The sequence below is a fragment of the Clostridium lacusfryxellense genome (genome assembly GCF_018861735.1).
GTDB lineage: Bacteria > Bacillota > Clostridia > Clostridiales > Clostridiaceae > Clostridium_AD > Clostridium_AD lacusfryxellense.
This window is the reverse complement of sequence record NZ_JAHLEB010000036.1, coordinates 21,255-39,814: the sequence shown is the minus strand read 5'-3', so window position 1 is coordinate 39,814 and position 18,560 is coordinate 21,255. Positions and strand designations below refer to the sequence as shown.

General features: G+C 35.0%; 12 protein-coding genes. 11 read left to right on the top strand and 1 reads right to left on the bottom strand.

Annotated features, from left to right (window positions below):
* Positions 1-43 precede the first annotated feature (43 nt).
* The 6 genes from KPL55_RS17575 to KPL55_RS17550 all read left to right on the top strand — a co-directional run bounded on the left by KPL55_RS17575 (position 44) and on the right by KPL55_RS17550 (position 9,900).
* A complete protein-coding gene (locus KPL55_RS17575) occupies positions 44-2,485 on the top strand; it encodes a glycoside hydrolase family 9 protein (protein WP_216308051.1) in 2,442 nt (813 codons plus the stop codon).
* A gap of 57 nt (positions 2,486-2,542) precedes the next feature.
* A complete protein-coding gene (locus KPL55_RS17570) occupies positions 2,543-2,785 on the top strand; it encodes a hypothetical protein (RefSeq protein ID WP_216308050.1) in 243 nt (80 codons plus the stop codon).
* A gap of 269 nt (positions 2,786-3,054) precedes the next feature.
* A complete protein-coding gene (locus KPL55_RS17565; protein ID WP_216308049.1) occupies positions 3,055-5,982 on the top strand; it encodes a glycosyl hydrolase family 8 in 2,928 nt (975 codons plus the stop codon).
* A gap of 2 nt (positions 5,983-5,984) precedes the next feature.
* The gene (locus KPL55_RS17560; protein WP_216308048.1) at positions 5,985-7,955 is read left to right on the top strand and encodes a right-handed parallel beta-helix repeat-containing protein; all 1,971 of its coding nucleotides are present in this window, start codon (positions 5,985-5,987) and stop codon (positions 7,953-7,955) included.
* 40 nt (positions 7,956-7,995) lie between these two features.
* Positions 7,996-9,444, top strand: coding sequence for a glycoside hydrolase family 88 protein (locus KPL55_RS17555; RefSeq protein WP_216308047.1), 1,449 nt, complete (start codon positions 7,996-7,998; stop codon positions 9,442-9,444).
* A gap of 183 nt (positions 9,445-9,627) precedes the next feature.
* The gene (locus KPL55_RS17550; protein WP_216308046.1) at positions 9,628-9,900 is read left to right on the top strand and encodes a hypothetical protein; all 273 of its coding nucleotides are present in this window, start codon (positions 9,628-9,630) and stop codon (positions 9,898-9,900) included.
* Positions 9,901-10,083: 183 nt separating this feature from the next.
* On the opposite strand, the gene KPL55_RS17545 is transcribed toward KPL55_RS17550, so the two are convergent.
* A complete protein-coding gene (locus KPL55_RS17545) occupies positions 10,084-10,938 on the bottom strand; it encodes an AraC family transcriptional regulator (RefSeq protein WP_216308045.1) in 855 nt (284 codons plus the stop codon).
* A gap of 242 nt (positions 10,939-11,180) precedes the next feature.
* Here KPL55_RS17545 and KPL55_RS17540 point away from each other — a divergent pair, with 242 nt between their 5' ends.
* The 5 genes from KPL55_RS17540 (at position 11,181) to KPL55_RS17520 (ending at position 18,551) form a co-directional block, all read left to right on the top strand.
* Positions 11,181-12,146, top strand: a complete 966-nt coding sequence (locus KPL55_RS17540) for an ROK family protein (RefSeq protein ID WP_216308044.1) — start codon at positions 11,181-11,183, stop codon at positions 12,144-12,146.
* 42 nt (positions 12,147-12,188) lie between these two features.
* Entirely contained in the window at positions 12,189-12,938 is a 750-nt protein-coding gene (locus tag KPL55_RS17535) for an N-acetylmannosamine-6-phosphate 2-epimerase (protein WP_216308043.1), read from the top strand.
* Between the two features lie 77 nt (positions 12,939-13,015).
* Positions 13,016-15,313 (top strand): pyruvate formate lyase family protein, encoded by a 2,298-nt coding sequence (locus KPL55_RS17530; protein WP_216308042.1) that lies wholly within the window; start codon positions 13,016-13,018, stop codon positions 15,311-15,313.
* Positions 15,314-15,374: 61 nt separating this feature from the next.
* The gene (locus tag KPL55_RS17525) at positions 15,375-16,289 is read left to right on the top strand and encodes a glycyl-radical enzyme activating protein (RefSeq protein ID WP_216308041.1); all 915 of its coding nucleotides are present in this window, start codon (positions 15,375-15,377) and stop codon (positions 16,287-16,289) included.
* Between the two features lie 162 nt (positions 16,290-16,451).
* Complete coding sequence (locus KPL55_RS17520; RefSeq protein ID WP_216308040.1) at positions 16,452-18,551, top strand: GH36-type glycosyl hydrolase domain-containing protein; 2,100 nt, start codon at positions 16,452-16,454, stop codon at positions 18,549-18,551.
* Positions 18,552-18,560: the final 9 nt, after the last annotated feature.

Here is an 18,560-nt window from a genome sequence, read left to right as displayed (position 1 = left end):
GGTTATAAAAACAAATAAAATATTATATAAGGATGTGCTTAAAGTGGTGAGCAATACCAAACTAACTGGCGAAAAAAAGCCGTGGGTATCTTTTATTGGTGCGGTTTCTAAAAATATTCTGGAGATAAAAATATGTGAATTTGAAATCACAGGCATGAGGCAGGTCGATTACATTCCTTTGGAAGGCGACGTAATCAAGATGAAGTCTTTTAGTCCATATGCTGTTAGAGAAAAAGAGATCAACAGAGGTAAAGAAAGAATAGGAGCACTGGTCGTTGATTATAATAATATATTTATCACCAAAGATGGTTCAAGAGAACGTTATTATGCTAATAATGGAGAAGTCATTAAGGTTTTTAAAAATAAAATAGCGTTATATTCTGAGGATGAAGAGATTGGAATCATTGATATGCAAGATCCTAAAATCTTTATGTTTGGGGATGCTGAGGGGCAACCATTGGATATGGATAAGGTCACTGATAAGAGTTGCTATCATATCAAAACTGACGATAAGACCATATGTGTAAAGCATATCTGGCGCAAGAAGAGACCATTAGACCGAGATGGCAATAGCCCGTGGTCGTTCTCTTATGAGCACAGTATTTATCTTGAACTTGATTCCAATCTTGAACATGGAAAAGGTTATGATATTCTCTTTGATGCAAATATCAATCCTATCAAATTTGTGTTTGACGAATATTTGTGTAGAAGTAATGCTATTCATGTTAATCAGGTAGGTTTTCTCAAAGAAAATCGCCCAAAGAAGGCATATCTCTCCACCTGGATCGCAGATGGCGGAAAGCTTTCATATGACGACTGTTGCGAATTTGAATTAATTGACAAAATAACACGAAAGGCTGCTTACAAAGGGAAAATCACTATGAATTGGCCAGCGGACAGGCTCGAATACCAGAGCGAAATAAGGAATCATAACCTGACGGATGTATATATTTTGGATTTTTCGGATTTCCAGCAAGAGGGTGAGTATGTCATTCATATAAATGGTATAGGAGTAAGTTATCCTTTTGAAATCGGAGAAAATGTGTGGAAGAATCTCTTTATAAAGTCCATGAGGGGATTCTATCATCAACGAAGTGGCATTGGACTTGAAAAACCATATACTGATTTCTTTAGGAAACGCTCCTATCACCCCGATGATGGTCTGATTGTAAATCAATCTACTACTACACTTGAGGTTTCTGGAAACGGTATTAATGCCTTTGGAATAGCAAAAAATAATTTCCATGAATTGCTTGAAGGAGTTACTGATGAGGTAGTGGAAGGTATTTGGGGTGGATATTTTGATGCGGCTGATTGGGACAGGAGAGTACAACACCTAGCGGCTACAAGACAACATCTTGAATTGATGACTATTTGCGAATCTGCTTTTCAGGGATTAAACTTTAATATTCCTGAAAGCGTTAAGCCTCTTCCAGATATTCTGTATGAGGCATTTTGGAATATAGACTTTTACAAAAGGGCTCAAACAAAAGAAGGTGGAATTAGAGGTGGAATTGAAGTTCAAGAACATCCTGTTGCAGGGGAAACTAGTTGGCAGGAATCTTTGAAAGCTTACATCTATGCACCTGACTGTTGGTCAAGTTATATCTATAGCGGTGTGGCAGCACGTGCTGCATACATTTTAAAAAGCTATGACATGCAGCTATCAGATGAATATAGGATTAGTTCACTGAAAGCTTTGGAATGGGCTGAAAAGGAATTCGTATCAAATCCTTTATACAGTGAAGGGAAATATACGCAAGAAGCAATGAAGAATATAAATAAAGAACGTAATCTTGCTGCCATCGAAATGTATCGTATGACTGGTGAAGCAAAATGGCACAAGCTATTTGTAGATACTTTTGGAGATGAGTTGGAGGACGCCGCTTTTGTATATATGGTGTTAGATGAAAATAGTAAGGAGTCATTAATTAGTAGCAGATGCCTGAGGATTATTTTAGAGGATGCAAGTAAGACTATGGAATATCAAAAAGGGAATGCCTTCTCATTAGGAGCTCTAGATCCAATGATGCCACAAGGTAATTGGAATCCATTTTATTCTGCTCCAAATACAATTTCCTGTATGAGGGCTTACTACCTGACTAAAGATAAGAAATATCTTGAATCGGTACTTGATTCAACACTTTTCTGTCTGGGGGCAAACCCAATGAATATGGTTTATACCACAGGGGTGGGTTCAAACTACACGACACACACTCTCCACATAGAAGCTAGGGTAACTGGCCAAAAGGTGCATGAAGGGATTACAGTGTGTGGACCCTGTCGAATGAGAAGAGGTGATAAGCGGTTCCCATTCATTCCTAAGGAGGATGTTGTTTATCCCTCCAACTTTGAGGATTGGCCAGATGTAGAATCCTATTTTGAAATTGACCTACCAAGCCTTACTGAGTGGACTGTAGATGGGACCATGGCTCCCGCTTGCTATGCTTTTGGCTGTCTATACGCTTTCGGTCTTAAGGAGTAAAACTCAAGTTATAAGTTTAGAAAATCTTAGAAGATAAATGATACTAAATGAATTGAGATGGCAAAATACGGGGTTGTTGAAACGAAGGTTTCGGAACAACCCCGTTTTTTATCATGGGTTATCGTAGGTGGTATTGTTATTGATACTTTTTCACCTTCCACGGGAATAATAAATGATGTTATTAAATCTCTAGTATTTAATCCGATTTTATTTTTGGGTGATGCAAAATGGTTTCCATATCCATTTCTACAGAAACATTTTACAAAGGGACTTGTAATGGGTAGTGTTAAAGGTTACTAGAGTTATGATGGTTCACAAATTTTTGTGTGTACCATTCTTTTTTTAATAATGTAGATAATAGCATGATATATTACTAATTTGACGATAATTAAATATTTGTTGTAATATGAATTTTTTGCCATAGAGGATATAAACCTTGTAAAGCTTTACTTCAGCTAGTTTATCGGGCAAAAGAGTGCTATAGACAGTCTAACTGTCACTAAAGTAAAATTAAGAGAAAGATGTTTGCCCTATATATGTTAAAAAATAAAATTAACGGGGGAGATAAAATGTTCCATAATATCAAAAAGAAAAAAGCTACACGTATAGCTAATGTAGTGTTGGCTATAACTTTAGCTGCGGTTAACTGCATTTCAATTCCAATGAGTTCAACTGTTCGTGCTGCTGAAATTACTACAACGGTAGAACAATATCCTTTTCCACATAATACTAAATATGCCAATGGTATTATGCCCAAAAGTGATAGTCAAGATAAAATGAATAGTGATATGTTAAAAATGTATACTAGATGGAAGAAGCTTTATATAACAGCAGAGGGTTGTGCACCAGGAGAGCTTCGAGTATTAGCTGGAGATAGCTATTCTAATGGAACTTGTTCCGAAGGAACAGGATATGGTTTGTTAATATCTGTTTATATGGCAAATTCAACTAATGATGCTCATAATGATTTTGACAGAATTCTTAAATATTATAAGAGTCATTTAATTCCAGGTATTGGTTTAATGGAATGGAATATTGACAAGGATAATAATGGTGTAAACCCATATTTGGCTCCAGATGGAGACGAAGATGCCGCTTTAGCATTGTTAATGGCAGACAAGCAATGGGGAAGTAATGGTGCAATTAATTATTTAGCAGAAGCAAAAACTATAATAGATAATCTAATGAAAAATTCTGTAAATAAACCTCAATATACTATGGCAAGATCACAACTTGTTAACGTACAAAATTGGTCTTTTACAATGTCTTCATATCAAATGCCAGCAGCTTTTAGTGAATTCTATAAGGCTACTGGTGACACACAATGGATTCAATCTACTAAGGCGGCATATGGTTTGTTTGATTATTTTAGTAAGTTAAATCCTAGTGGAGCATTACCATTTAAATTCAAACATGATTACAGCCCAGTATCTGTTAATGCTACTACTAAGCTTCCTAATGATTACCACTACGGTTTTGATTCATGTAGAGTGCCTTGGAGGATTACCATGGACTACTTATGGAATGGAACTTCTAACAATGCATTAGCACATGACCTGCCTGATCAACAGGTAAAATGGTTTACAAATTATATAAATACACAAAAGGGTGGAGAGTACTCACAAACTCCCGCTAGCTTTAATTTAGACGGAACAGCTAAAGCTACGTATGCGAGTCCTAGAAATATGGTTGGCATGATGGCTCCAGCGGCTATGGTGGATGCATCAAATCAAGAATCACTTAATAAAATGTATGATTATTTAAAAGACATTGAAATAACTACTGATTCGCCAGGGGATTATTACCAAGATAGTTTGTTGGTGCTTGGTATGATGACACTTACTGGAAATATGCCGAACTTTAACGATGTGGAAGCACATCCTAACAATAAAATGCCAGTTACAGTATCCGCTGATACTACAGCACCAACAAAACCAAAAAATGTAGCAGCATCATCAATAACTTTAAACACTATTACTTTAACATGGACACCATCTACTGATGATAGCGGTAAAGTGAAGTATACAGTGTATCAAGGAAATTATTCTCAGTATGGTACAAGTACAACTACTTGTCCGTTAAAACGATTAAATCCTGGTACAACCTATAACATTACTGTTGTAGCAGAAGATGAAGCAGGGAATAAAACAACTAGTGATGTGCTTACGGTAACAACTGTTGCTGATGCCACACTACCTTCAAAGCCAGCAAGTTTAGCTAAAAAGTCTTCTACTACAAATAGCATTGTTTTAAAATGGAATGCATCTACGGATAATAGTGGATTGTCAGTGAATTATGATGTATTTAATGGTGCTACAAAAATTAGTACAAAGCCTGTTTATTTTAATGATGATTTTCTTGTTTCAAACCTTCTTCCGAGTACCAGTTATAGCTTTAGAGTAGTAGCAAAAGATATTTCAGGAAACACAACAACTAGTGATACACTTGTTGCGTCTACAAGTAGTGTAACTGCAGCAATAGATTCAGCAATAGCATCAGTACAAACATTATATACTGCTGCAGTTGAGGGAACCGAAGCTACAAACTATGTAGTTGGAACAAAAGCTATATTGCAATCAGCAATCACAACTGCTTCTGCAATATCAGCTAATGCACTAACAAAAACACAAGCAGAAATTAATGATGCAGTGTTAGCTTTGAACGTAGCAAAAATAATCTTTATAAATAGCCAAGTGACAAAGATAGAATTAGTGTCAGCGATAATTGATGCTAAAGCAACAATGAATGCATTTACAGAAGGCACAATAGAGGGACAAGTTAAAATTGGTTCAAAGATATCAATGAGTGCTGCAATAGCTATTGCACAACTGGCTTGTGATTTAACACCTATTACACCAGAAGCTATAACCATAGCAGTTAATAATTTAAATGAAGCAAAAACTACACTTTTAGCTAGTAAGGTAGTACTTAATAAATCGGCTTTGATTGCTGCAATATCTGCTGCTCAATCATTACATGATGGGGCGAGCAATATAGAATATGTAGTTGGATCAAAAGATATATTGAAAGATAAAATTGAAACAGCGCAAGGAATAAATAATAGAGTAGGAACTAAAACTCAAGTAAATATAAATGAAGCAGTAACTACATTAAATAGTGCTATTGATACATTTAATGGTGGAAGAGTAACACTTGCAACTGTAGTGGCAGGAATAACAAGTGTAGTGGCACCAGTAAAGAATGCAACAACATTAACACTACCAACAGTTCCAGAAGGTTATGCTATAGAGATAAAATCAGCAACTTCATTACCAGCAGTTATATCTCTAGATGGGAAAATAACATTACCCAAAAAGAATACAACAATAGCGATGGTCTTTACAGTAACAAAGACATTAGATAAAACAAGTGCGGATACAGCAAGCATAAATGTTATAGTACTAGCAAAGACAAGAGAAGTACCAAAGTGCAAAGGCTGTAAACACTCTAAACATTGTAAGTTAAACAAGAAGTCTGTTAACAACAAGGAGGAATAAAATTGTTAAATTATTACGTTTCAACTTCTGGTAGTGATGATAACTCCGGTATTTCAAAGTCTAGTGCTTTTGCTACTATTTTGAAAGCTTCTATGATGGTAAAGCCTGGTGATAATGTAAATGTATTTGGCGGAACATATGAGGTTAATTCGCCCATGAACATTAGTTGTATTGGAACAGAGGAAAATCCAATTACGTTTAAGGCTTATAGTGAAAAAACTCCTATTTTTGATTTTTCAAAAGTAACTGATATTCATCCAAAAGAATTTGTTATAAATATTACACCCGGGACTCGTCATGTCATATTTGATGGATTAGAGTTTTGTAATTCCCCTGCATCAGGCATCATTATGATTAATTGTTTTGGAATTACTATTAAAAATTGTAAAGTTCATGATATTGCACAATTTGGTATTAGTGTACGTTCAGATAATTGTTTAATTGAGAACAATGAAGTATATTTAATTGCTAAAGCTTGGAAAGATTGCTTCGATATAGGAAGTCATCCACAAATTCTTAATACTTATTTTAAGCCACCAATAGCGCCTGCTGTAGTAGGTTCATATGCTTATAATAACGTGTTTAGAGGTAATTACATACATGAGTGCTGGGGCGAGGGGATTGATCCTATTTTTGGTGATGGGATACTTGTAGAAGACAACATTATAAAGGATGTTCTTTCAGTAGGAGTATACCTTGATAGCACAATGAATATTATCATAAGAAATAATTATATTGTTTGTACTGATGAAACTCGTAGCAGAAAAGAGCGTGGAAGGAGGATGTCAGGAATTGGTATGGGATGTGAGTATTTTGGTTGCTGGAGTGATAATGCGCCTATAGCACATAATGAAAATATTCAAATTTATAATAATGTAATTTCTGGAGTAGGGTCAGGATTCATGCAATGGTATGATTTTGTTAATACAGATTACAAAAACACCTATGAAAAAGTTAAAATTTTCAATAACACTGTGGATACCTTTGGTATACGTGGTGAAATTTTTGAAGTCGCAACTAATCTCCCAGTTACCCCTGTAGGAAATGAATGCAAAAATAATATTTTCAAAGGAATTACATCAATTGGCATGGATGATGTTAGTATAGCTTTTGAAAATAACTTATGGGTAAATGGAATACCTAAAGAAGGGGTTCATAAAAATAGTTTTGTTGGTGAGGCTGGTTTTATTAATGGTGAAATGGGCGGAGCTGTAGAAGGCTATAAATTAAACGAAGAATCTTTATGTATTGGAAAAGGTGAGAATATCACAGGAATATGTAAGGATATAGAGAAAAATGAAAGACATAATCCACCTTGTTTGGGAGCATACGAAGCTGGTGCAAATCTTTCTGAAAATCAGAAAGATGCAAGATCGTACGTGGAAGAAGTAATACCGCAACATATACCAGGTTTTCCAATAGGTATAAATGTACTTGCAAATGGTAGCTTTGAAGAAGATGGTAAGGAGACGAAAGTAGCACCTAAAGGATGGGAGAGCATAGGAGAGCTTAATGCGTCTTTTGTAGCAGAAGATAGCTTTAAGGGTATATATGATGATTTACACTATAGGTTTATTGTTGGAAATGGACCTCTTCGCGATCCAATGAACCCTATAAGTGACGGAAAGTTTTGTATGAAGCAGTCATTGGACACACCATTTCATGTTTATACTTATCAGGTAGCAAGTAACGTAACTAATGGTAGGTATGGGTTACATGCAAGAGTAAAACGTATCGGTAATGATGGAATATTTTACATGGAAGTAAAGGATTTTGGTGGACAAGCAATAAGATGTAATATACCTGTGGTTGCATCCTTAAACACCAATCATGTAGATTGTGATAAAAAATGGTTTCAATTGAATGTGTCTGATATCATAATAACAAATGGGCAGTGTACAATCGGATTTAATGCAGAGGGTGGTCCAGAGGATTTTGTTCATATTGACGAGGTATGGCTATACAGGTATTAAATAACATGTAAAACAATTAAGTGTATTTTAGGAGGTAGAAATGAGAAGCAATATTGATATAAAGCTAAATAATGATAAGTTGCAATATTTTATTGCTAAAGTAAAAGATATTCCCAATCTACAAGTACCAGAATTAAAACGTATTCCTTTTGGATGGACAGCAGTTCCTGTAGTCGAGTCAAGTTTAAATTGTGCTTTGAAGTTTTCATGGACGCCTAAATTACTTATTAATGAGGCGGTTAGGCTTAGAATTACTATAGCATTAGATGTAAGAGAGGAAAAGTTAATAGAAGTATTCCTTATTGATTCGGGAGAAATAATAGGTGAATTTGATATTAAATATGCACATGTTTTTGAAGTTTTTGAAATAGAACTTAAAGCAGAACATGCTGTAAAAGCATTGAAAGAAGGTATTGGTCTGAGGATGATAAAGGGGAGTAATCCTCTCTGGATATTTTCAAGTAGTAATACATCCGCTGATAAGTTATTTTCACCTCATATACTCATAGCTAAAGAAACTGATAAATTACAAGAGTTCTATAGCCGTATGTGCTCTTTAGCTTCTGTTCAACCGTTTGGGTGGATGGAAGGATGTGTTCTAGACGGATTAATGGATTTGGGCAGCTTGGCACTAAAGGAAAGAGCATATGATACAATAAAAAATCATCTTAGTTTGTTTTTTGATAAAACTGGCATTCTTAAATATGAAAATCCACGAAGTGAAGTAGTAGATGGCATGATAAATGGTATTGAGACTTGTCTTCCTTTTGCAGTTATTGCAAAAGTTTTTCCACGACATCCATCTTTAGATGTTGCTATAGAATATTGGTGTTCACATATAAACAAGGAAGGTTCAATACAAGACGGAGATATGCTATCCGCTGAGGGATCATATACTGTGGCGTATCCGCTTGCAGTTTTAGCAAAGCAGCGTAATAGAGATGACTTAGCTAAGCTTGCAATAAGGCAGCTTATGATTGGAAAAGAGAAACTTGCGGATGGTGACAAGATTCATCTAAGAACTTTTTCAGATAATACTCATACCTTTACTAATTGGGGAAGAGCGTATGCATGGTATATGTTAGGGCTGGTGCGTACAATTATTGAACTAGATGGCAGTTATGATGTTAATGAACTAAAGAGGGAGTTTGAGCGAGTAGCAGACCAGGCATTGACATTCCAACAAAAGGATGGATTATGGTGCTGCTTTGTTGATGATGTGTCAAAAATGGCAGATAATTCTTGTTCAGCTGGAATTGCTGCAGCTATTGCCCTTGGCATAAAAAATAACATACTTCCGGATAGATTTTCAATTTGCACGAACATGGCGCTTATTGCATTGCAGAAATGCTTGACTCCAGATGGACTTCTCACCGGTGTGGCTCAGAGCAATAAAGGTGGAGAAGAACTACAAAGAGGTGAGTATAGGGTAATATCACAGATGGCTATGGGGTTAATGGCTCAACTAATTGGAAATCAGAAGGGGTAAATTAAATAATAATTTTAAGCAGGGCAAATTAATTTGCACCCGCTTTTTAAATATCATTTGATTTTCTAACCGGTATGAACAGCTTAAATAAATTTACTTATATTTTGAGGGTGAACACCCAATGACTATGGTACAGGATTACATAAAATCCTTGAGGATGTAATAGGTTCAGGACATCCAACAGTGCATATAAGTGAAAGGTTTATTTTAACCGATGCATATATAGAAGATGAAGTTGCGTTTGGAGATGGAACAATCCCCATTAGGTTAATAGACATGAAAAGTGGAAAGGATGAATGTTTAATTAGGATTAAAACGCAGCAACCATATGAGTTTAGTTTAAGAGTAGATGCCCACCCAGCATGGGACAAGAGCTTTAGATATATTGCTTTCAATGGTTATGCAGATGATACTAGAAGAGTATATATAGCTGATTTAACCAATGTATTAAATTAGAGATTTATAGCGAAGATGGACTTCGCACTGGAGTGGCTCAGAGCAATGTCACAGATGGCTATGGGGTTAACGGCTTAACTAATTGGAAATCACAAGGAGTAAATCAAATAGTAATTTAAAAGCGGGGCAAATAAATTTGCACCCGCTTTTTAATTATTATTTTAATTGTAGCTGGTAAGGAAATTAGTAAATATTTCTATTTCTAAATTTAAGTGGTGAAATTCCAATTCTTGAGGAGAAAGCATTAATAAAACTTGAGCTGGAACTATATCCAAGAGAATCAGCAATTTCACTAATAGTTTGCTGAGTAGTTTTTAACATAGTTTTTGCTAGATTTATTTTGCATTTGGCAATGTACTCCATACAAGACATGCCAGTTTCTTTTTTAAATAAATGTGCATAATAATAGAGACTTAGATTGGCTTGTTTGGCAAGCGTGTGTAGATTTAAGTCTTGTCCTATGTTAATTCTGATAAAGTAAATGCTATTTGTTATGATATTGTTTGAGGGAGAAGAACTAGTGGAAAGAACATCATTGGAATCTTGTATGTAGCATAAACAATTATATATGGCGCAAGAAAGATTTACATCAGTGACTGGTTGGTTATAGTAGAGTTTTGCAATAATATCATTTGCAAGTTTATATATTTCTTGATGGTTTTGCAATTTAAAAAGTGGACCATTGTTTTGATCTATCAGATGGCTTATAAGCTTACAAGAAAAGTTACCGGAATAATGAATATATATAAAGTCACAATAATCTCCAGAATAGTAGTAATGAGGCTTTTGACCATCAATTAAAATAATATCTCCTTTAGTTGCTAGGTAATGATTTCCTTCATATTCAAGGTGGAATTCTCCATCAATAATATATAAAAATAGAGGAACATTATTTCCATCTCGCTTTATACTGTAATTATTATTACAATAAAAATGACCACAATTCAAAACATAATAATAATAATTTTTAAACTTTTGAGAAGGATCAAAAAAGAAATATTCTGAGTTAGGTAAAACGCCCTTTTCTCTACATATCATAACAAATACCCCCTTTTATGTGTCAATGTAATATGACTTTAAAAATGTATGATGTATAAAATGAAAGTCTATTATAAATATACAATAGGTATAAAAAAAAAGCAAGATGAATAAACTTCTTAACAATTTGAAGTAATGAAATGTGTAATTACTGGTGTTATAATGGAAATATAAATACAACAAAGTAATTAGAATAGATCACATGAATGAGAATAGTTTACATGTCAAAAGGAGAGGAATATATGAAATATTATCTGGGGGTAGATCTTGGGGGTACCAATATTGCAGCAGGCGTAGTAGATGAGAATTTCAACATAATTGCTAAAGATAGCATTCCTACAAACGCAGGACGTTCCATTGATGAAATTGTCAGTGATATGGCGCATTTATCAAAAAAAGTAGCATGCATTGCTAACGTTCCTTTGGATCAATTTACTTCTTGGGGAATAGGAATGCCTAGTTATGTAAATCCTAAAACTCATTTATTAGTTCATGCGAACAATTTAGGATGGAAGAATATACCTATATATAGTTATTTAAAAAAGTATATAGATTTACCTACGTATATTGAAAATGATGCCAATTGTGCAGCACTTGGAGAAACGCTTGCAGGTATAGCAAGAGAGTATGATAATGCAGTTATGCTTACGCTAGGAACAGGAGTAGGTGGTGGTATTATTCAAAATAAAAGAATCTATGCAGGCTCTGATTTAATGGGCGCGGAACTAGGACATACAAAACTAGTGTATAATGGCGAATTGTGTACCTGTGGACAGAGAGGTTGTTTAGAATCTTATTGTTCTGCTACGGCCCTTATAAATCAAGCAAAAAGAAAACTTGAAATAAGCAAAAAATCATTACTGTATGATATGTGCAGCGGTGATGTAGAACAGATTAATGCAAAAATGATTTTTGATGCAAATAATATGGGTGATGAACTAGCCCAAGAAGTAGTTAGGCAATATATTGATTATTTAGCTGCTGGGATTTCTACGTTTATAACAATATTTCGTTCTGAAGTTATAATATTAGGTGGAGGAGTAGCAGGGGCAGGGAAAGCGTTATTTGAACCGTTAAGTGCAAAAGTTGCTGAGAACACTTTTGCAGCAGCTGAAATAGGAGTTCCACCGGTTGTAAAGTCAGCATTAGAGAATGATGCAGGTATTATTGGGGCAGCCTTACTTGAGAAATACGCGCAAATGCGCTAAAAAATAAACAAATAAAATAAATGTAAAAAAGGAGAATGAAAAATGAATTTAAAAGATGAGAAAAACAAAGCAATAGTAGAGAAGTTTAAAGACGGACTAATAGTGTCTTGTCAGGTGCAACATGATGACCCAATTTATTCAGAGGAAATGGTTGTTAAGATGGCACGAGCTGCGGAGTGGGCATCAGCAGTAGGAATTAGAGCAAATTCACCAGAGCAGATTAAAGCAATTAAGGCTCAAGTTAATTTACCAATCATTGGATTATGGAAGATTTGGCATGATGATACAGATGTTTTCATTACACCTACTTTAGAAGCAGCAAAAGCGGTATGGGAAGCAGGAGCTACGATTATTGCTTTAGATTGTACAAGTCAGATTACCCATGAGGGAAGACCAGCATATGAGCTATTACCAATCGTAAAGAAGGAAATTCCAGAAGCAATTATATTTGCAGACGTTTCTAATTATGAAGAAGCGAAACGTGCAGTTGAAATGGGAGCAGATATTGTAGGACCTACATTGTACGGTTATACAGAAGAGACAAAACATATTGAAAATCCTGATTTAAGAGAGTTTGCCAGAATGTGTAGAGATTTTAAGGATGATGTATACATGATTATGGAAGGGCATATCTACTCACCTGAAGATGCTATCAAATGCCTATATTTAGGAGCGCATTCAGTAGTTGTAGGAAGTGCAATTACAAGGCCACACTTAATAGCTAAGAGATTTGTTGATTTAATGTCAGGCTATCAGTCAGACTGGCGCGAGGCAGAAAAAAGCAAGCATTAGAATAAATTAAAGATAAGTAAGTATTAGAAGAGATTAGAAAGTCTTAGAAGAAGTTAGTAAATTAGGAGGAATTGCAAATGGTGAAATTTAATGTTGATGGTGTACAAAATGTTGAAGTAAGCGTCAAATTGCCTTGTGAAAAATCATTGTCTGAGCAGCTTTCTATTATGGAAACTTATACACATACACATAAAGCCTATTTAGGTAAGCCCAAAGAAGTTCAAGAGGTTGAATGTATAAAAGTATTATATCCTAAATTGTTTCGTAGTATTGAGACGCAAGATAAAATAGCAGGAAGAATAGATTTTTTACCTATTGGTTTTGGTACTGTTACATCCCTAGGAGGCGTTGGACATTTCTGTGTATTTAATAAACTGCGTGACTTCCAAAAAAAATTAAGTAATGATGTTGATAAGAAGAGAGTAGATAAACTTTATGACTATTGGTTAGAACATGATTTAAAGACTATCTATTGCAAAGAAGTTTTAACAGATAGTACAATTGGTAGGTTTATTGACTGTGATTATCCTTTAATTGCTACAGCGCGTTTGTCAGGAATGATGCTTGATTATCCAAAACTTCTCCAAAAAGGAATTGGAGGACTTAGGGATGCTATAAATAAAAAAATGGAAACAGATTCAACTAATGATTTTTATACTGGAGCATTAGGATGTCTAGACATTTTCGTAAATAGTGCAGAATATTTAAGAGCAAATGCACAGGAGCAGATGGAAAAGTGTGATAATGAAAAGCGAAAAAAGGAATTAGGAACGATCTGTGATGGACTTGAAAAAATTAAATCAGATAAGCCAGAGACATTCCATGAAGCGTTGCAACTTATTTGGCTGTTTGCACTACTCTCAGGTGTTATTAATTATGGAAGATTGGATGACTATCTAGGACCATACATGGTTTCTGATATTGAAAGCGGAAGAATTACTGAGCAAGAGGCGTACGATTATTTGCACTCACTATGGACGATGATAGAAAACAGAAGAACAACTGTTAACGGAAGAATTATAGTTGGTGGAAAAGGAAGAAAACATCCAAAAGAGGCAGATAAATTTTTGCATATTGCAATGAAAGTAGCCAAAAATTGCAGATATGTGGAGCCACAATTTACTTTGAGATTTGATAGTGACACATTAGACGAGATTTGGGATGAGGCATTGGATGCACTTGGCGGCGGAGCAACGTATCCAACATTATACAATGATGATGTTAATGTTCCAGCAGTTGCGTGTGGCATGCGCATTGATGAAAAAGCTGCTGAGCAATATGTGCCATTTGGATGTACAGAGTTTGTAATCCAAGGACAAAGTACAGGTACACCTAATGTATGCATTAATCTACTGAAAATATTTAATATATTTATGAATGAAGGCATTGACCCAATGGATGGAAGAGATAAGTCTGGTGGAATTGATATGAAGCCTCTTTCAAGTTTTCAAAATTTTGAAGAGTTTTATAAGGGTTATAAAGACTTTTTAGATTATTATTTAGATTTATCGGTATATGCACAACATCGTTCTTATGAAATAATGAATGAACACGTTTCATTCTTATTTAACAGTGTTTTAATGGATGATTGTATTGAAAGAGGGAAAGCGCTTTTAGATGGCGGAGTACGATATCTTGGTGGGACTAACGAAACTTATGGAAATATTAACACATCGGATTCATTAGTTGCTATTAAACATTTAGTTTTTGATTGCAAGAAATATACATTAGAAGAACTTAATCGTGCTGTACTTGCAAATTTTGAAGGTTATGAATATGTTCGTAGAGACTGCCTAGACTGTGATAAATATGGTAATGATTTAGATACTGCGGACAATATGGCAAATAGTTTATATGAATTTGTTGCAAAAGGTGTAAGAGAGCGAGGAATCAAAGCAGGAATGCAGTATTTCCTAATAGTTATTAGTAATAATCAGATGAATACTGAGTGGGGAAATAGAACGTCAACATCTCCAGATGGAAGACTTAGTACTATGTATATGAATCCCGCTAATAATCCACAGGGAGGAGCTGACAAGAGTGGTCCCACTGCTTTGCTTAATTCACTTGCAAAATTTGATGCAAAATATCATGCCGGTTCTGTACAAAACATTAAATTTTCACCAAGTATGTTTAATGAGAATAGGCCACTGATTAAAGCATTATTTAAAACCTATTTTAAACGTGGTGGATGTCATTTAATGGTTACAGTAGTAGATAAAAAAGTTCTTGAAGATGCAGTTGTACATCCTGAAAAATACGGGAATTTAATTGTAAGGGTAAGTGGGTTTTCGGCAGTCTTTGTTAATCTTACACCAAATGTACAAGAAGAATTATTGAGCAGAGTATACTATGATGAAGAAAAATGCACTTAAAATAATGATAGTTTATTTTAAAAAAGGAACATCCAATTTTAAGTAGGCAAGGGGGGTACAAATGAAAGCAGAATTAAGAGCCTGGGTAATGGAAATTGAAAGATTTGCAATTCATGATGGACCTGGAATACGTACACTCGTGTTTTTACAAGGCTGCCCACTTCATTGTCTATGGTGTGCTAATCCAGAATCTCAAGCAATTGGGGAGCATTTAATGTATTATAAAAATAAATGTGTAAAATGTGGCGACTGCGGCAGTGTATGTAAAAATTCTGCCATTACTTTTGAAAATGACTCACCAAAATTTCATCGTGATAAATGCACTCATTGCAGACAGTGTGAAAAAAGCTGCCTTCAACATGCAATTCAGTTTTCTGGTAAAACAATGAATGCTAACGAGATAATGGAGGTTGTATTAAGGGATAAAGACTATTATGAGAATTCAGGTGGTGGAATTACAATTTCTGGTGGTGAACCATTTGTACAGTTTGACATATTTTTAGAGCTTTTAAAAAAAAGTAAGGCTCAAGGATTACACACAGCAGTAGAAACTTGTGGTCAGACGTCTATTGATAAAATTAAAGAGGCAGAACCATTTTTAGATTTATTTTTGTTTGACTTTAAGCATATTGATGAAGATAAATTCCATAAATATACTGGTGGCGATATTAAACTCATTTTACAAAATTTAAAATATATAGCAAGTGTTAATGCTGAAAAAATTATATTGCGTATACCTGTAATTCCAGGTTTTAATAATGACAATGACACACTTTATAAAATGTTTGAGAAAGCGTGTGAATATGGCATCAAAAATGTTCATTTACTACCCTATCATACTTTGGGGATTGAAAAGTATGAACAACTTGGAAGGGATTATAAGCTTACGCATATGACAAGTATGAAAAAAGATGAACTTAAAGAATACAAAATAATGGGAGAAAAATTAAATTTAAATGTTCAAATTGGTGGATGAAAGGTTGTGACAAACATGAAACAAATGGGAAATTGGACGTGGGATCTCAATGAATTACCGAAATACGAATATACAGGAGGATTTCCTTTTTTCGCTAAAGATAAAGTAGGCAATGATTCAAAGTTGGCAAGCGATCCATGCTTTATTTTAGGAAATTATAGAATGACTCTATTCGCTCATGCTAGCGGCCAATATGAATTTATTACCGGTGAACGTGGATGGGCCAGATTAAATCATGGTGGGAAAAATCTAGGATGGAATCACTCTGGTATTCGAATAATCAGCGAGGATACCAATAAACAAATTGGCAAATATAATTTGGCTTCTGGAAATTCTCATGATACCATCAACACAAAGCAATGTTTTGGTATTGGTTATGCTAGCTATGAATTTGAGTGTCCGCAGCAATTAAAAATAACCAAGGTTATATCAGTTAAGCCTTCTATAAAAATTAATAGTGGTAATCCGTCCTTTTTAGTAAATGTTACACTTCAAAATGACTCAGTAAGTCCAATAAAAGTTCAATATAGTGAACAATTGCTTGCAAACTACATGATGATGAACGATCAAGGGCAGGTTGTAGGCGATACTGAGCAAAGGGTGAAATATCGTAATAAGTTAAGTGTTCAATCAGATCAAAGTATAGTGAAGGCTGATATCTCTTGTCATCCAACTAAATTGCTTGTACTGCCAGAGAATCCAGAGGAGTCGTTTACCCATGATATATATCCACCAACACTTTTTATAAAAGCTGTGCCATCAGACGCATACAATTCTAGGGTGGAAACTAGTCAAAATGGCCTTGGTGATCTCTTGCGAGCAGAATTCGAGACAGTTCTTAATGCTGGTGAGCAAAAGACAATACAGTTAATAATTGGAATTACTTTTGATAAGGAAAACAATGAGATAGACTCACAAGTTCAAGATATGCTAGAGAATGCAAAAATTGCTGTGAGTACTGGAGCATATGCTCACTTATGGCGTAAAGTACTTCCACCATTAGGGGAAGAGCAAGACCTTATTCTTCGCTGTGAAATGATTTGGAATGCGTACACACTTGAAGCGATGGCCAATTATAGTCAATATTTCAAGGAAACTTTTATCCCTCAAGGATCTGTTTATGCGTATCATCTTGGCCAAAATGCATCTAATAGAGATCACTTACAGCACTTGCTTCCACTAGTTTATAGCAACCCGCAACTTGCAAAATCATGTATTAGGTATGCTATGAAGCATAGTTCAAGTGATGGACAAATTAGGCGTCAAAATATAGGTTATGGATATAGTGATCCTGACATCTACATGGAAAGTGATCCGCAAATTTATATGTTTATGGCTGTTGGCGAATATCTAAGGGTTACTCACGATTATAAATTCTTAAATGAAACCGTAACTTATTATCCTATGGAACATGCCAGAATAAACACCGTTTTAAAGTTTCTTATGCAACATTTTATCTATTTAAGAGATGTTGTAGGAGTGGGGCATCACGGTTTAGTGAAAATGTTAAATTCAGATTGGAGTGATAGCTTTTTCCATCCCTATTCACCCAATATTTACAAACATTTTGCAGAATCCCATCTCAACACAACAATGGCACTTTCAGTAATTCCTACACTTATAAAGGAATTAAAGCAATATGCAGTGGTAGATGAACAAAACCAAGAAATTGCAGAATGTTTTATCGGTGAATTGAATTATTATCATGACGAGCTATTTTCTGCATTTATGCGAGACATGGAGGGCAGAACTTTTGCACCACGTTGTTATATTGGAGAACATGACGAACCGGATTTAAAGTTTGGAATGGATAACTTATGCCTAGAGGCACAACCTTATTTGCTGCAAATGGAAGATTTTCCTATTGAACGCAAGCAAAAACTTTATATGGAAATCAAGAAAAGACTACTTGATATGGAGAAAATTGGTGCAAGAACCAGGGAAATTCCAATATGGAGTAAGGGTGGTCAAGGTGAAGACGGAGGAATTTGGTTTGCACACCAAGGACCTTTGATCGTAGGAATTGCTTCATTTGATCGGCGAGAAGCCATCAAGCTATTGAAGAAATTGACATTCCACAATTATGCGGAGCAATATCCGGATTACTGGGTTGGTCATTGGACGTTTGCAGATAGTTTGGAATCTACACTTAGCGAACGTGAAGGTTTGTACCATCCATGGACACAAGGGGCGTTTCAACCTTTCTGTGCACATGTACATGCATGGATGCTTTATTGCTATTTTAGAGTATATAAGGGATAGTTCAGTATA

What these genes read in the sequence shown, in the direction of transcription:
- KPL55_RS17570 (WP_216308050.1), top strand. Translation starts at nt 2,543, where the DNA reads ATGGCAAAATACGGGGTTGTTGAAACGAAGGTTTCGGAACAACCCCGT.
- KPL55_RS17565 (WP_216308049.1), top strand. Translation starts at nt 3,055, where the DNA reads ATGTTCCATAATATCAAAAAGAAAAAAGCTACACGTATAGCTAATGTA.
- KPL55_RS17555 (WP_216308047.1), top strand. Translation starts at nt 7,996, where the DNA reads ATGAGAAGCAATATTGATATAAAGCTAAATAATGATAAGTTGCAATAT.
- KPL55_RS17545 (WP_216308045.1), bottom strand. Translation starts at nt 10,938, where the DNA reads ATGATATGTAGAGAAAAGGGCGTTTTACCTAACTCAGAATATTTCTTT.
- KPL55_RS17540 (WP_216308044.1), top strand. Translation starts at nt 11,181, where the DNA reads ATGAAATATTATCTGGGGGTAGATCTTGGGGGTACCAATATTGCAGCA.
- KPL55_RS17535 (WP_216308043.1), top strand. Translation starts at nt 12,189, where the DNA reads ATGAATTTAAAAGATGAGAAAAACAAAGCAATAGTAGAGAAGTTTAAA.
- KPL55_RS17530 (WP_216308042.1), top strand. Translation starts at nt 13,016, where the DNA reads ATGGTGAAATTTAATGTTGATGGTGTACAAAATGTTGAAGTAAGCGTC.
- KPL55_RS17525 (WP_216308041.1), top strand. Translation starts at nt 15,375, where the DNA reads ATGAAAGCAGAATTAAGAGCCTGGGTAATGGAAATTGAAAGATTTGCA.
- KPL55_RS17520 (WP_216308040.1), top strand. Translation starts at nt 16,452, where the DNA reads ATGACTCTATTCGCTCATGCTAGCGGCCAATATGAATTTATTACCGGT.